A 15,453-nucleotide genomic window follows, 5' to 3' on the forward strand; every position below is an offset into this window, starting at 1 on the left:
ATTTGTTATGAGAAAAAACTCTTACACTTCTTCATTCACTCTCCAACTCTTGGCATTAGAGGGCCTGGAGGCTCGCGGACGGTCAAGGCTGTACTCCGTTTGCAAGCGTAACAGATTTAGTGAATTTGTGGTATGATTTACAAAAAAATAAGAAAAGGGGGTGGAGGACCATGAAGAAATTAGGGAAAATTTTTATGGTAGGTTTAGCCATGGTTTTGGGGCTTGGTCTGGCGGTAGGAATTGTGCAGCCTCCCGCTGCCTCCGCGGCCGATACAGAATATTGTGTGGCCACGAGCGGCAGCGACTCCAACACAGGAACGAGCGACGCGCCGTGGAAGACGCTGCAGCATGCGGCCGACGTGGTTCCTGCGGGCAGCACGGTTTACGTCCGGGGCGGCGTGTACAATCAGAAACTGAAGATCACCCGCTCTGGCTCCGCCTCGCAGGGTTCCATTGTGTTTACCAACTATGGGACGGAGACTGCCATCATTGACGGCACCGGACTTTTGGTCAGCGGGAACGAAGGGCTGATCGAACTGGCCGATGTCAATCACGTTACCGTTCAGGGGTTTGAAATCCGTAATTTCACCACTGCTTCCAAGAATGCGGTGCCTGTAGGTATTTATGTCCACGGTTCGGGCGGCTTCATTAATCTGTCCAACAACAAAATCCATGACATCAAAAACACGGTCACCCCGACCGGCAAAGATCGGCTGGGCCGGGACGCTCACGGTATCGCTGTTTACGGCACGAAAGCTCCGGCTTCGATTCACGACCTTACGATCAGCGGCAATGAGCTGTACAATCTCGTGCTGGGCTCCAGCGAATCGCTCGTTTTAAACGGCAACGTGGACGGCTTTGCGGTGACCGACAACCTCATTCACAATAATGACAACATCGGGATTGATCTGATCGGCTTTGAGGGAACTGCGCCGAATACTGCTTACGATCAGGCGCGAAACGGGCTGGTGAAGGGCAACCGGGTGTACAATAATTCTGTTCAAAATAACCCATCTTACAAGAGCGATGACAACTCGGCCGGCGGCATTTATGTGGATGGAGGCAAGGACAGCATTATCGAGCAGAACTACAGCTACAACAACGACATCGGCGTCGAAATTGCTTCCGAGCATGCAGGCAAAGCCACCAGCAATATTACGGTCCACAGCAACGTGATATATAACAACCGGCTGACTGGCATTGCCATGGGCGGTTACAATGAGGAGCGCGGCTCAACGGTAAACTGCAAGATCGTGAACAATACGCTATACAAGAACGATACGTTTGACGACGGAAGCGGCCAGCTTTTGGTTCAGTACGATACGCGAAACAACGTGATCAAAAACAATATTTTCGTGGCCAGCTCCACGGATATGCTGATCTCCAATGGATACACCAAAAATTCCGGCAATGTTGTGGATTATAACTTATATTTTGCTCCGAGCGGCAGCTCGGAAGCCAACTGGATCTGGAAAAATAAAGAGTATACGGGATTCTCCGCGTACAAATCGGGGACCGGCAACGATACGCATTCTCTGTTTGTCGATCCTAAATTCGTGAATGCCGCGAACGGCGACTTCCATTTGCAGTCTTCGTCACCGGCGATCGATGCCGGGAACACGGACCGTGCCATCATTGGAACGCTGGATATTGACGGGAAGCCCAGAGTACAGGGAGTCGCTGTGAACATCGGTGCCTACGAATAAGTCTCATATTCAACGATAAAAAAAGTGCGTACCGAAACCATGCGGTGCGCACTTTTTACAATGTTCCTTGCACAGAATCAAAAAATACCGGATTTTTATATGGTTTGTGAGGGCGGCCGGATAATTATTTCGATTACACTGACATCGTCTGGTTCGTTAATAACGTATGCAATCGCTCTGACGACATTGTACGGGGATATCGACTCTGATTAACATAGTTGTTGCACACCTTTGAACCACACGGATTTGATCGACAAGGTATCCGAGATGTTGGTTGTCGGATCACCGTTTACTAGTATAAGGTCAGCGAGCGCACCTTCGGCAATACGGCCGCGATCGTTAAGCCCAAAGCAACGGGCCGGTTTTGCGGTAGCCGACTGAAGCGCTTCTGTCGGAGTGAACCCTGCCTTAACCAGCAACTGCATTTCATGATGGACGCTGGCTCCATGAGCAAGGCCGCCAAGATTCGGAACGGGAACGGGGGCGACATCCGTCCCGACCAGAATATCCACACCGGCACGGTGAAGATCCATCACATTTTTAAAGCTATTCTCCATATTGCCTTGTGGGAAAGTATGGAAGCTAGAGTTCAAAATATCGATCCATTCCGGACTTAATTTCGAATAAACACGCGGATCATTCGCCAATTCTGATGCCGAATTCCCAAGAATGGATGAGTTCAATACCAAGCACGGTATAACAAATGCGCCTGAATCCGCTATGGATTTCACCAACTCAGATGTGTATTCGGGCCTGTCGAGAAATAAGTGTCCCAATCCGTCGACCCCAATATCGATGGCGGTTTGCGAAGAATGAGCCGTCAAGACGTGGGCTATGACGATTTTATCGAACTTATGGGCTTCTGCCACGGCTGCTTTTAGAATCTCGTCGCTTAAAACAGGCAGTCCAGGGGCACCCATGACCGTCCCTTCTTCAATCATGATCTTAATATAGTCGGCACCATTCTCCACTTGGGTATGCACATGTTTGATCGCTTCTTCCACAGTCGTCACTTGGGGCACTTTTTCGTGATCGTGAGCGTAAGCGGCTAGCATAGCTTTCCGGTCTTCCTCCGATAACTTTTCCAATTCCTTTAATACGAACTCAGGTATTTCATCCCCATGCGGAAATAATTCATCCGGATGACCACCCGGAGCGGTGATCGCTGTGCCAGCAGAACGGACTTCAGCGACGTCATTCGCATTTTTCAACTGGATCTCGCGTCCTCTTTCCGTAAAATCGCCGTTCATTTCGAGCTCTGTCGTAACGCCGAATTTTAAAGCATCTCGTAACCCACCGATTGAAGTGTGGACATGCGCATCAATCAGGCCGGGCAATAATGTCGCATTTTCCCCATCGATGATCGTTGCATGCGTCGGAAGGTCTCCGCCTACCGAAATAATGGTTTCCCCATGGATGATAACATTTCTTGGCTCAATAACTTTTTCTCCATCGAAAATACGTACATTCGTAATCGCTGTAACTTTTTCTAACGTAGAGCTTTGAGTTACACTCTTCATGTCGTTCCTCCTTAGTGTTCAATTTGAAACACTTAGAATTCTAACTGTTAGTTTTACGACTGTCAATAAACTAGTTTTTATTTGACAAACAGTTTAGAGATTTATATAGTTTATTTACTGACAATTAGACTTCTAATAATTTGAGGAGGTACGATTATGAAAACCCAAAAGGATACGGTTTATCTGGATTTGTTTCAGATTATCGGTCTTAAGTTAAAGAAAAGAGCGGACGAGAGCATAAAAGAGTTGGGATTAAATGCTCAACAAGGAAAAATGATTAGCTATATCTACGAGAATCAAGAAAATGATTTAATTCAGAAGGATCTTGCCGATCGGTTTCATCTGCGCGGAGCCAGCATTACAAGCATACTTCAAGGTCTTGAGCAAAAAGGATTCATTGAGCGCAAAATCCCGGCCAATAATGAACGGCAAAAAAATATTTATGCTTTACCAAAAGGCATTGAATTAATTGAAGCTTTTAGTGACTCTTTCCAAAAGGTGGAGGACGAAATTGTCCAAGCCCTGACCGAAGAGGAAAAGCAAATTTTAGAGGAAATGTTAATCAGAATTAATGAACGCTTATAATTGCAGATAAAATCTACCTGACGTCTGTTTTCAAAGAAAATACCGAAACAGCACGGGATGAGGCGATTTTCCTTCTCAAAATATCGCCATATCAAACACTCCAGTCTAACACTTAGTATTCGTCTCCAGCTTTTTTTATCAATACCCAAAAAAGGCAACTAGAGCATGTTCCAAAAATCACTTTCGCTAGTCTCTGTTTTATATGATAGGAATCGGTTATGATGGAAATAGTAATAGGGATTTTAGTAGATTTTAGGAGAGCGGTGCGATATGAGAAGGGAAACGGGTTTTAACGAAATTATTCGAAAAGTACGTAAAGAGCTATTTGGAAAAGGCCCGGAACGCATACATACAACCTTTGTAGATAACATGGCCATCACGATGCTGTATGGAAATTTAACCCCATCCGAAAAGTTTCTGGCACAAGAGGTTGCCGGGAAAGAGATGGTGCATGCAGCCCGAACCAAAATGGTTCAAAAAATCTATCCCGTACAGTTCAACAAAGAACTGGAGGATTACATGGATTCCCGACTGCTGCACCTCTTTTCGGATATTAAAGTGGAGGAAGATATAGCTATCTCCGTTTTTGTATTTGAGGATACGATTGTTGCAAAATAGGATGAAGGGGAGACAATCTATACGTGATTTCTTCTCCGATATTGATATTGGGACCATTGGTAGAGAATAAAGCATCCGACACAAAAGCCCAGAATAGCCACCAATGCCGCCACCAGCACCATCGCCGAGAACACATAAGCGACAATACTCCATTGGAGCGTAAACCCTACCAGAGCCACCAGCAGAAAAAAGACGGCAAGGAGCTGATTAAATCTTTGCTGTCCCCGGTCCTCCTGCACATATGAGGAAGGACTTTTCTTTAAAAACAGCTTGGCTACCCGCATTACCGGATTGAAGTTGAAAAGCACACCGAGTAACCCCGCAACAAGCGGAATAGCTAACACCCCATACGCCCCTGTAATCCAGGTAAAGACCACAGACAGCACAATCACCCATTGATTAGCCCTGACCAACGGACGGGGAATCGAGGCTGGAGCTTGATTCATATATATCACTCTTTTCACATCGGAATAAAATAATTGAGATCATTATAACGTAATAGTTGGGGAATTGATAGCTGAAAAATGGTTTGAATGATCATTACCATAGACCCATTACCAAAGTCATGGTAGAGTTTTGGTATATATTCGGTAAAGGGGTCAGTTTATGAAAAAGATATTTTTATGTTTATGCGTGGCAGGGGTCGTTCTATCGGGGTGTACTACTTCCAAGAGCGATACCACGAGTACAGAGAGTGCTACAAGTTCAAATACATCAGGAGGCTCTGCCAGTTCATCTGTGCATGAGACGATAGCGACTGAAAATAAGGGATATCAAGGTAAAATTTCATTTCGCAACGTAGGCTGGGGAATGAGTAAAGAACAAGTAAAAGGCATCTGAAGATATGAAGGTTGAGGAAGAAGATCATGAGTCAGTTGGCTATTATTCCAAGATATTGGGACTGGAAAGCGGACTCATGTACTTATTTGTGGATGATCAATTGGTTCGTGCAGCTTATGTAGTGACCGAAAAACATACCAATAAAAATGAGTATATTGAGAATTATAATGACTTAAAAAAGAGCCTAACGGAGAAATACGGCAAACCTAGCAGTGATGATACCCTTTGGAAGGGAGAGTTATACAAAGATACACCAAGCCAATGGGGAATGGCTGTAGCGACAGGCGAATTGCATTATCAGGCAGTATGGGAGACAGAAGACACAGAAATTTTGCTTGATTTACATGGTGATAATTTCGAACCCGCCCTGAGTCTAGTGTATGACAGCAAGGAACTACAGCATTTGAGTGAGCAGCAAAAGGATCAGGAATTGAAAAAGAATTTATAACAGAACAAGGCAAGGGACCCGGAACATTCGCACCTCGCGCCAGACAAGGGATAAAGCGATTTTGGGGTGTGATTTCTAACATTATTGGTGAGTTGAAAAGACATTCGCGAAAAAGCGTTTACAAAGCCTTGCTGGATAAGGCTTTGTAAGGCGTGCTGTCGCTCCCTATATGGGAGCGTGGATTGAAATCAGATTGTTTATTGATCGTGAGCTGCATCATTACTTGTCGCTCCCTATATGGGAGCGTGGATTGAAATCCTTTGAAGTTTGTAATCAGCAAGTTTACTTAAGTCGCTCCTTATGTAGGAGCGTGGATTGAAATTTTGGAAGCTTTGGCTGCGCAATCGAATGAGTTTTTGGTCGCTCCTTATGTAGGAGCGTGAATTGAAAGCACGTATTTCTCATACCACACATGTAGCACAGTTATGACGTTCCTCATTTTTCTTTGAAATAAAAAAGGTTTGCCTAAGAACTTGGCAAGCCTTTTTTATGTTGGTTATAAAATGCTAATAAACTCATGATGAACAACTTTTTTATAGATGTGGAACTGTTCGGACCACCGCCCTAAAAAGCTGAACACCAAAAAAGAAGCCCGTTTTAACACAGACTCCTTAATGTATTCCCACGCTAACATGCACAAATCACGCTATTCTGTTTCTTCAAACTGCATTAACACGGAAATGTCCTTGATCTCCAGAGCATGAGCGATCTTTTCAAGCATAAGCAAGTTCACTTCTTGTCGGTCATCACTACTTAGTTTGGATATCCTTGCTTGTGAAACACCGGATAGTTCTTCTAATTGTTTTTGAGTGATACCTTTTTCTTTGAGAACTTGCTTTAGCTTGATTCTGATTTTTAACATTTGGATTTCCTCCATATATCGTTGACAAAATATGACCATATAGTTATATTTATTTTATGACCCTAAGGGCATATACGAGACTGGCATACTACAACCCAAAGGGATGTAACGAACATACCCTTAGCTTTGCTATTGCTATTTTACCAGAATTTCAATGGAGGATGATACCTATGACTGAAAAACGGAAAGCGAATGTGCAAGCGATCAAGGATATTGTACGCATGAATCAGGTGTGGGAGCAGGAAAAGGGAGAGCAAGGAGCGGCAGAGCTACACTATTATCATATTGTAGATGCACTTCAACGAAAATGGCAAACCATCGGTGTCGATGTTTCGGACGCGATTGAGGTTTTTGAAAGAGGGCATAACGATGCATGGACACGGATTATTGAGCCAGCTCCTTGGAACCCTAATTTAACCACTAATGATTTAATTCACCTGCTCAAAATCAGTCCCGAAGCTGTGCAGATTCGTCATGCTATGCAAATCATACTGAATACCGTTGAAAGACGCAATGCGTTCATCCGTCGTATTATTAATGTGAATGATCAGGCAATCCAGCATCTGCTCCACCTGATGAAAGACGAATACCTGCGTTATGAGCAACTCTCGAATGAAGCCTTTATGGCGATGTATGCTATGAATCCGGTCGAAGCCTTATCTGTATATTTTCTGGAATCCGTAGATGTGCATATGTACTGGGAATGGTGTGATGCTGGCGGTACAGGCGAACAGGCCATGCAGTATAAGCATGAGGACCCCCACATGACGCTGATTCAAGCGATTGAAAGAGTAGAAGAGGAAATGTATGCCCGTACATAACAAGCCATAGGTATAGTTGCTACGCTGACGACAAAATGGCTTGGGTGGGCAGTTGGCTAGTCTCCTGCAAAGGATGTGAGGGCTGTGGAGGTTAAAGATGCTTTGACATTAATGATGATGTTCGGTACGCTGCTGGTTGCGTTGATCGGATTAATTGTCACCATCTTAATCGCATTGAACCAACACAACAGAAAGTAGACGGCCCACTTATAGCAGATTTCAAACCCGTTTGTTACAATTCAATAAAATGGATATAGACCATACATCATAGAGGAGGACATATATATAAGATGGATATTCAACAAAAATGGATGTGGATCACAGTCCTATGAAGCCATTTGTCCTTGGTGTATTGCAGATGGCAGTGCGGCTGAGAAATGGAATGGAAGCTTCCATGATGCTGCGTGTTGCGCACATTTAGAAGACGAGAAGCGCAATGAGTTACGTATCGAACGCCAGAATATCAAGCCTGGCAAAGTACAGCATGGTTTTTGGGAAACAACCGAAAGATAAGCTTTTTGTGGAAAAAGGAGTAAATTGGAATGATCTTCCGTTTGGCAAAAGCGCGGGGTATGTATTACCAAGCAACAGTATCGCAAAGGTGGGGCTATCAGAAACAAACTACATCAACCAATACGTCTACTTGGACAAGGATGTGTGAGAGTTGGAATGTGTCATTTTTATAGGAATTCAGGCTTCTGGAAAATCGACATTTTATAAAGAGTATTTCTTTAAAACACATATGAGAATAAATTTAGACATGCTTAAAACACGGAACAGGGAAAATATTTATCTTCAAGCCTCCATCGAAACGATGCAGCGCTTTGTTGTGGACAATACGAATCCGACGGCCGAGGAACGGAAAAAATATATAGCTGTTTCAAAAAATAAGGGATTTAAAATTATAGGCTACTATTTTGAACCTGATTTTGCAAAATCTATTAAGCGTAATGAGGAACGGACAGGTAAAGAGCATATTCCTGAGATCGGTATTAAAAGCGTAATGAGTAAGCTTGAAGTACCGAGCTACGAAGAAGGTTTTGATGAGCTGTACAGCGTTACATCCTGTGAAGGAACGTTTCGGGTCGAAAAGCTGACGGATAATCACACAATGTAGGAGGAAAATATGAATATACCTGAGAAATACATCAAACATTTTCCAGCATATGAGGACGTATTTGTTGGTGATCTTGAACATTATCGGAAGCATTTTTTGCCGATTTGCTCGATTAATCTTCAATTTTTGTTCCCGGAGCAGGACGAGTGGTTGCATTTTGTTTCCGTAAAAGAAATTCACGAGAGCAGTGTAGGTGAGGATACCCAGTCATTTCACATCACATTCACGAAGGAAGATATGCTGGGGTTTGATGTGATGGATGGTAAATACAAATTCGAAGCGGATTGGGATTATTTTATCCTTCATCAGAAAGAGCAGTTGGAAGCTGCCTATGAAACGCTGAAATCCACCGGGGATAAAGCGTATCTACGGGTGAAAAGACAAGTCATGTCGTTGGATGAAGTAGAGCGTGCTTACATTGCTAATGAACAAGACTACCAATCCCGCAAAGCGTTTTTTCTGAAAAATAACAACATTTATCCTTATTCCTCTTTTGGAGATGCCACAGAGTCTGTAGAAGAACTCACCCGCGATTTTGAGGACAAACAATCGAGTGGTTGGGGGTTGAGTTTTCCTGAAGTCAACGGTATATTGGTTGATATCGCATTTCAGTCCGAAGAGGCCCAAAGCTATATAAAGGAATATGGTGAATCTATCGAAGAGATGCTCCAGTTCGAACATACGAACTTGCTTCATGTACCTAAATGTGCCAATGGCGAGACTTTTACCTATATCGGTTCTTTCACGGGATATTATTTTCAAGCGTTTGGGGCGGATTCCGTCTATTTATTTTATGACAGAGAATTAAGAAAAGCGGTTATTTGCTTCGAATATTCGTAGGTATATAGAAAAAATTCCCAAAAAGGGAGTTTTAAATCTTATTTCTTATTCATAGTCACATCATGCTCTTTGGCAAGTGCGTTGACCTGTTCGCCAAAATCTCGGAATAGCTTTCTACCCTCGCTGAGTTTGGCGTTACTTTCATTGACTAAGCCCATATCCTGTTTTTCCAACGCATCAACCATCATAATGAAGGCTTCCTTTTGAGTACTAGCAGCCTTGATGTAGGTTTCGTGGACGGCTCTTACCTCAGGAGTTTCCGTCTTTACAGCTTCTAACTTATCAACGAATTTGGTATATTCGGGGATAATGTTGTCTTTTAAAGTATTATATAGTGTTAGATCATCTGTGTATTTATCTCCGGTCACGGATTCATACTTATCAGTTACTGCTTTTTCATCTTGTGCTAAGGGAAGCATTCCATCATTCACATAGGTAATTAAATCTTTTTTTACCGGATCGGTAGAGCAGGCTGCCAAAATGGAAAAGCAACATAATACCAACATAAATACGCTAAGTTTTTTCATCTGTATTCCCCTTTTATGTATGTTATGGGTAATTCGATGTGCCTTGTAGTCAAAAAGAACTATCCATATCATTTTATTATATCGTATAAATAAGAGAATGGTAGGGTTTTTATGGTAAAATAGTGTCGAAACTAAGTTGATTGATCTGTTCATTAAAAATAGGTAACCATATAGAAGCCGATTCGGTGCGAACCCCAAGCGCACATGAAAATCCCGGGTCCTTCGCACCTCGAAACTTGTCGAAAAGTGTTGGATTGGTTATCTATCCGTAAAAGTTAATAGTTGATCCAAGCTTATTGGGCATCAGTTTTTACGGTAATGTGTGGAATTGATATCGTTAGGGTATGAATTACTGCATTTTCGCTGTCGCACTCTATATGAGTGCGTGGATTGAAATTGACCTTGGTACCTCAGATGGTCTGGCTAAAGCCCCCTGTCGCACTCTATATGAGTGCGTGGATTGAAATCGTATCGGTTAGCAAGCTTGAGGTTGTATACATTTTGTCGCACTCTATATGAGTGCGTGGATTGAAATACTATCTTGGGATAGATAATAATAGCTTCTGCGCTGGTCGCACTCTATATGAGTGCGTGGATTGAAATGTATCAAAAGCGAGTAGCCAATTCCATGCAATTGTTAGTCGCACTCTATATGAGTGCGAGATTGAAGCACAGCGCTCAAAATAACTTTTTACGTGTTTTGCGAAAAGTACATTATGTGCGCTCAAGATGTGTGCTCAAGTTTTTTAGCTTGAAACTCAAAGAAGGCTCCCTTTTAATTAGGGGAGCCTTTTTCGTCGTGATTTTTAGGAAAGAAGAGTAGAGAGAGAAAAGTGTAGGAGGCGAGTACACATAGTTCCGAAACGGTGACTTAATTATCACGGATTACAAATAAGAATATTTTAAGAAGTATATTCCATTAGAACCAAAATTGTTTTATGATAGTGGTAGACAGCTTAGAAGTTTTCCAGATGTATCTGGAAATAACGGAAATTTAGTAAAACATTTGAGAGGGGATTTCAGTATGAATAGGTTCAGAAAGGCAACTTCGGTGCTGCTAAGCACGGTGCTCCTGCTTTCTTTCGGGATGACTGCGAACGCGAGTCAAAGCACAGAGGCTAAAACGGATCAAGCGATTAAAGCAGAGTCCAATGTTCAGCTAACAACCGAAAATGAAAGCGTCATTAAACATTTAACACGGGCAGACAAGCCCGCCAGCATTACAGATTCGGTGTATGCCATTACGGAAAATATTAACTTACAAACACCACAGAAATCTGTTTTGAAAAAGAAAGTTACCCCTTCGCTGAAAGCAAGTCCAAGGTCAGCTAAAGCCGTAGCTACAGCGTCTTCCGCTACATATTCCGGTACGATTACGGAAGAGGGAGGTACACAGTTTTTATATCCGATCTACTTGCAGCCCGGTGAATTGTTGCAGGCCCAGTTGGATGGTCCATTTTCAGCACAGCTTGACTATGACTTACACTTATATGAGTTTGATATGACGACAGGTGACATTAATCCCAATGCCATTGACAATTCCGTCTACGGTACTTATTTTAACAATTATGAGCAGGGAGCCGCATCACTTCCCGAAAATGTAGGAACCCGCAACACGACTGGATCTGAAAAGGCTTATGCGATTGCAGTCCATGCCAAGAAGGGGTCAAGTATTAATGATCTTTTCTATCTGACTGTGGATACAAGCTCCAAATATGATGCATATGAGCCGGATGAGAGCGCTTTTCATGCTTATAATTTTACGATTAACAACGCAGGTTCTTCGATTAACTCACGCTCCATCCATTCCGGTGTAGATAACGATTGGTATCAAATCACAGTACCTGCAAGCCGTAATTATGATGCATTAAATGTAAAGCTGGATAGCGCTTCGGAAAGCTACGGCTACAAAGTGGAAGTTTATGGAGTGCTCACGGGTAACCAAATGGTGCTTCTCCCGCAAACCAATCACAATGTCTCCTTGAACACGGGAACTTACTATGTGCGAGTGTACACAACAAGTCAGTATTCAGCCGACCATTTGTATACACTAACCATTAAACCAGTACTCAAGGCTGGTAAAATTGAAATTACTGGCTATAATTCCAATGGCTATTATGACTATCCAACTTACTCATACGGTCGTCATTATCGTATTAATGGAGGCAGCAGCCTGATCGTGAATGGTGTCGTTAAAACGACGGATGGTCAACTGGTTCCCAATGCTCCTGTCACTGTCGCTTGGCTGGATCAGAACTGGAGCGAGGGCAGCGGTAACCGTACCAGAACGGCTTCTACGTATACGAATAATAACGGGGCATTCAGTGTGACACTTTCCCTTCCACAATCTACAGGAAGAAATGTAGATTATTTGGGGACATTGGTTCTACGCACTATTATGATCTTACAGGAGTAGCGGCTCAGGTCGACGGCACCTCGATTAGTACAACGGATATTATTTATCTTTTTGCTTACAGTATTAGAAATTAATTCATCTTTTGATGTAGAGTAATACATAAGAGTCGCTTTTTTTCGGAATGGCTTGCTGAATGCTTTCCATTTTCGAAAAAGGCGGCTCTTTATGTTTTTTTGATTCAGCCACACTACATTACTATATACGCCAATGGTCCTGATATCATATATTACAAATAAAAATATTTAGTACAGTATCTTCCATTAGAACTAGAAGTGTTTTATGATAGAGTCATACAGCCTAGAAGTTACCCTGGTTTATCCGGGGAATAGCGGGAATTCCTTAAACCATTTGAGAGGGGATTTCAGTATGAAGAGGTTCAAAAAGGCTATTGCAGTTATGCTGAGTACGATGCTCCTGTTTGCCTTCGGGATGACTGCGAACGCGAGTCAAAGCACAGAGAGGGTATCGGACCAAGCGATTAGGGCGGAGTCCAATGTTCAGCTAACAGCTGTGAATGAAGATGTTATTAAGCAGCTAACGGGGGCAGACAAGCCGGACAGTATTACTTCTTCGGTGTATGCAATGAAGGAAGATCTCAACTTCAAGACACCAGAGACACCCTCATTGAAAAAAGAAACTGTTCCTTCGCTGAAAGCAAGCCCAACAGCAGCCACAGCATCTACTGCTACGTATTCCGGTACGATTACGGAAGAGGGAGGTACACAGTTTTTATACCCAATCTACTTGCAGCCCGGCGAATTGTTGCAAGCTCAGCTGGATGGTCCATTTTCAGCACAGCTTGACTATGATTTATACTTATACGAGTTTGATATGACGACAGGTGACATTAATCCCAATGCTATTGACGCTTCCACCTACGGGACTTATTTTAACAATTATGAACAGGGGGCTGCATCACTTCCCGAAAACGTAGGAGCGCGCAACGCTATCGGATCTGAAAAAGCTTATGCGATTGCAGTTCATGCCAAGAAGGGCTCTAGCATTAATGATCCCTTCTATCTAACTGTCGATACAAGTTCCAGCTACGAAGCATATGAGCCGGATGAGAGCGCTTTTCATGCTTATAACTTTACCTTTAGTACGGGTGGATCTTCCCTTAACTCACGTTCCATCCATTCAGGCATTGATAACGACTGGTATCAAATCACGATCCCCGCAAGCCGTAATTATGATGCTTTGAATGTAAAGCTCGACAGTGTTTCGGAAAGCTATGGTTACAAAGCGGAAGTTTATGGAGCTCTCAGCGACAACCAAATGGTGCTTCTCCCGCAAACGAATCACAATGTTTCTTTGAATACGGGAAGCTACTATGTGCGAGTGTACACAACAAATCAGTATTCAGCCGACCATTTATATACACTAACACTTAAACCCGTACTTCGGGCTGGAAAAATTGTAATTAACGGTTACGATTCTTCTAAAAATGGCCCTAGTGACTACCCAACCTATTCTTACGGTCGTCATTACCGTGTTACTGGAACCAGTGATTTTACTGTGAAGGGTGTCGTTACTACAACTGATAATTATCCTGTTGCAAATGCGCCTGTTGATGTGACATGGTTGAATCAGAACTGGACTGAAGGCAGCGGCAATCGCACTCGTACAGGCACAACTTATACGGATCAGAATGGGGCCTTTAGTGTTACCGTTTCCCTGCCACATTCAACTGGAAGTATTGCGGAATACCTGTCTGGACCAATCAGTTTTACACACTATTTTGATCTCTCAGGGGTAGCTGCTCAGGTTAGGGGTACTTCGATTATAGACACAGATATTGTATATCACTTCGCTTACAGTATTTATGGCGGTTGATTAACTGCTTTAATATTTGTTCATTTTTAGGACAAAGCATATATTCATTCCATATGTGCTTTGTCCGATATATATAGAAACAGGGTCACATTACATTATACATACGACTTAGAGTGCCTGTTACCAAATGACAGGAGGAAATTAAATGAATTTTGAGCCCCTTAGAATGCAACGAGCCGTTATTAACACTAGTAGCTTGCGGATAAATCCGGCAGCAAAGCAGGCCCAATCCCCCCAGCTTTATGAAGGAAAACGCTCCGAATTGGTTATTCAAGACTCCGTAGAGATTAGCGAAACCGGTAGGCAACTGGCTGAAGGAGCTATTGTATCACAGTCTGCTAAGTATTTCGGTACAACCCAGATCAACGATACATTAAACCGGGTTTTAGAAGGTCAGCCAGAAGAAGTGTCCAATGCGGTGTACAGTATGATTGAATCCAATTTTATCGTCAATGGTACAGTAACAGATGAGAGCCAGCGAACCGTGCTACTGGAGATGGGAGTTTCCCAATCCAAGTATATTGCAGACCACTATATGGAAGGTGACAAGGCCAAAGAGTTTTTGGAAACCATGAACCAGATAGCTGCTATTGCTTTGACACGATCAATTGATCCGGAGACCGGAGATATTAACTACACGACTCCAATAGACCGTCCGTTAGGTGCCCCTGAGGATTATGTCAAACTGTCTGAAGTGATGAGGCAGGCTGATCCCCAAAAATATACTGCGCTCATCAATGACATTAAAGGTGGAGGGAATGGACTGAGTCAACTGATAGATTTTGCACAAAAGGTTCCTCAAAACCCCAAATGGATTGAGAAATATAAGGAACATACAGGAGAGATTGCGGAGTTGCTAAATAACAAGCGAATAGAGAACCGATTTGACAAGGCTGATACGACTTCAGCTTCCGCATTTATGAACAGTATGCAGAATATTCTTAAGGAATCTTCTGCTATACAGGACTCTTATAGTCAGAACTTGCGCGGCTTTTTTCGGAACTTGGGCGTTCATGTTAATTAAGGCTTCAAGGCTGATCCTGAGATGTGGAATAATGTGAAACACAGGAATTTATGAGTTTTAAATGATGTCGTGCTGTTTACATTACGTTTAGAACGAAGTATAATAACTTCAAAACATACTCGTTACATTGAGGAAGCACCTCAAACTTAGGCTTAACCGCCTTCGTTTGGGGTGCTTTTTCTATTTTAGCCGAAACGAGTTTGTAAAACTCTTTGAAAATAAAATAAAGCAAGGGAGAAATGTATGTATCCAAAAAACAAGCGAAAGGTAAGGAAATATAGCAAGTGGGTATATGG

The 15,453-nt window shown here is 42.8% G+C and carries 16 protein-coding genes and 1 pseudogene; 13 read left to right on the forward strand and 4 right to left on the reverse strand.

Annotated features, from left to right (window positions below):
* The first annotated feature begins 170 nt into the window (after nucleotides 1-170).
* Entirely contained in the window at nucleotides 171-1,706 is a 1,536-nt protein-coding gene (locus ASL14_RS21390) for a right-handed parallel beta-helix repeat-containing protein (protein ID WP_134914605.1), read from the forward strand.
* A gap of 209 nt (nucleotides 1,707-1,915) precedes the next feature.
* Here the strand turns inward: ASL14_RS21390 and ASL14_RS21395 are convergent, their stop codons facing one another.
* Nucleotides 1,916-3,226, reverse strand: a complete 1,311-nt coding sequence (locus tag ASL14_RS21395; RefSeq protein ID WP_134913376.1) for an amidohydrolase family protein — start codon at nucleotides 3,224-3,226, stop codon at nucleotides 1,916-1,918.
* A gap of 156 nt (nucleotides 3,227-3,382) precedes the next feature.
* Here ASL14_RS21395 and ASL14_RS21400 point away from each other — a divergent pair, with 156 nt between their 5' ends.
* The gene (locus ASL14_RS21400; protein ID WP_134913377.1) at nucleotides 3,383-3,811 is read left to right on the forward strand and encodes a MarR family winged helix-turn-helix transcriptional regulator; all 429 of its coding nucleotides are present in this window, start codon (nucleotides 3,383-3,385) and stop codon (nucleotides 3,809-3,811) included.
* A 270-nt stretch (nucleotides 3,812-4,081) separates the two neighbouring features.
* Nucleotides 4,082-4,429 (forward strand): Na-translocating system protein MpsC family protein, encoded by a 348-nt coding sequence (locus ASL14_RS21405; protein WP_025685630.1) that lies wholly within the window; start codon nucleotides 4,082-4,084, stop codon nucleotides 4,427-4,429.
* A gap of 17 nt (nucleotides 4,430-4,446) precedes the next feature.
* On the opposite strand, the gene ASL14_RS21410 is transcribed toward ASL14_RS21405, so the two are convergent.
* Nucleotides 4,447-4,875: a DUF4395 domain-containing protein gene (locus ASL14_RS21410; RefSeq protein ID WP_134913378.1), complete on the reverse strand. Its 429-nt coding sequence runs from the start codon at nucleotides 4,873-4,875 to the stop codon at nucleotides 4,447-4,449.
* A gap of 398 nt (nucleotides 4,876-5,273) precedes the next feature.
* On the opposite strand from ASL14_RS21410, the gene ASL14_RS21415 reads away from it, so the two are divergent.
* The gene (locus ASL14_RS21415) at nucleotides 5,274-5,717 is read left to right on the forward strand and encodes a hypothetical protein (protein WP_134913379.1); all 444 of its coding nucleotides are present in this window, start codon (nucleotides 5,274-5,276) and stop codon (nucleotides 5,715-5,717) included.
* 646 nt (nucleotides 5,718-6,363) lie between these two features.
* Here ASL14_RS21415 and ASL14_RS21420 read toward each other — a convergent pair.
* On the reverse strand, nucleotides 6,364-6,579 hold the full coding sequence (locus ASL14_RS21420; protein WP_134913380.1) for a helix-turn-helix domain-containing protein: 216 nt from the start codon (nucleotides 6,577-6,579) through the stop codon (nucleotides 6,364-6,366).
* A gap of 170 nt (nucleotides 6,580-6,749) precedes the next feature.
* On the opposite strand from ASL14_RS21420, the gene ASL14_RS21425 reads away from it, so the two are divergent.
* The 6 genes from ASL14_RS21425 to ASL14_RS21440 all read left to right on the forward strand — a co-directional run bounded on the left by ASL14_RS21425 (nucleotide 6,750) and on the right by ASL14_RS21440 (nucleotide 9,357).
* Entirely contained in the window at nucleotides 6,750-7,400 is a 651-nt protein-coding gene (locus ASL14_RS21425; protein WP_134913381.1) for a hypothetical protein, read from the forward strand.
* Nucleotides 7,401-7,484: 84 nt separating this feature from the next.
* Nucleotides 7,485-7,598 (forward strand): putative holin-like toxin, encoded by a 114-nt coding sequence (locus tag ASL14_RS28380; protein ID WP_223264084.1) that lies wholly within the window; start codon nucleotides 7,485-7,487, stop codon nucleotides 7,596-7,598.
* A 153-nt stretch (nucleotides 7,599-7,751) separates the two neighbouring features.
* Nucleotides 7,752-7,913: a hypothetical protein gene (locus tag ASL14_RS29670; RefSeq protein WP_442953269.1), complete on the forward strand. Its 162-nt coding sequence runs from the start codon at nucleotides 7,752-7,754 to the stop codon at nucleotides 7,911-7,913.
* Complete coding sequence (locus tag ASL14_RS27505) at nucleotides 7,837-8,061, forward strand: hypothetical protein (protein ID WP_189338197.1); 225 nt, start codon at nucleotides 7,837-7,839, stop codon at nucleotides 8,059-8,061. Before ASL14_RS29670 ends, ASL14_RS27505 begins: the two co-directional genes overlap by 77 nt.
* Nucleotides 8,062-8,064: 3 nt before the next feature.
* On the forward strand, nucleotides 8,065-8,517 hold the full coding sequence (locus ASL14_RS21435) for an ATP-binding protein (RefSeq protein WP_134913382.1): 453 nt from the start codon (nucleotides 8,065-8,067) through the stop codon (nucleotides 8,515-8,517).
* A 9-nt stretch (nucleotides 8,518-8,526) separates the two neighbouring features.
* Nucleotides 8,527-9,357, forward strand: a complete 831-nt coding sequence (locus ASL14_RS21440) for a siderophore biosynthesis protein (RefSeq protein WP_134913383.1) — start codon at nucleotides 8,527-8,529, stop codon at nucleotides 9,355-9,357.
* 38 nt (nucleotides 9,358-9,395) lie between these two features.
* Here the strand turns inward: ASL14_RS21440 and ASL14_RS21445 are convergent, their stop codons facing one another.
* Nucleotides 9,396-9,884: a hypothetical protein gene (locus ASL14_RS21445; RefSeq protein WP_134913384.1), complete on the reverse strand. Its 489-nt coding sequence runs from the start codon at nucleotides 9,882-9,884 to the stop codon at nucleotides 9,396-9,398.
* Between the two features lie 1,024 nt (nucleotides 9,885-10,908).
* On the opposite strand from ASL14_RS21445, the pseudogene ASL14_RS21450 reads away from it, so the two are divergent.
* The 3 genes and pseudogenes from ASL14_RS21450 to ASL14_RS21460 all read left to right on the forward strand — a co-directional run bounded on the left by ASL14_RS21450 (nucleotide 10,909) and on the right by ASL14_RS21460 (nucleotide 15,157).
* Nucleotides 10,909-12,374: pseudogene (locus tag ASL14_RS21450) on the forward strand (hypothetical protein).
* Between the two features lie 292 nt (nucleotides 12,375-12,666).
* On the forward strand, nucleotides 12,667-14,133 hold the full coding sequence (locus tag ASL14_RS21455; RefSeq protein ID WP_134913385.1) for a transthyretin-like family protein: 1,467 nt from the start codon (nucleotides 12,667-12,669) through the stop codon (nucleotides 14,131-14,133).
* Between the two features lie 145 nt (nucleotides 14,134-14,278).
* The gene (locus ASL14_RS21460) at nucleotides 14,279-15,157 is read left to right on the forward strand and encodes a hypothetical protein (protein ID WP_134913386.1); all 879 of its coding nucleotides are present in this window, start codon (nucleotides 14,279-14,281) and stop codon (nucleotides 15,155-15,157) included.
* The last annotated feature ends 296 nt before the right edge of the window (nucleotides 15,158-15,453 follow it).

The organism is Paenibacillus sp. IHB B 3084 (genome assembly GCF_001447315.1).
In the GTDB taxonomy this organism is placed as follows: domain Bacteria; phylum Bacillota; class Bacilli; order Paenibacillales; family Paenibacillaceae; genus Paenibacillus.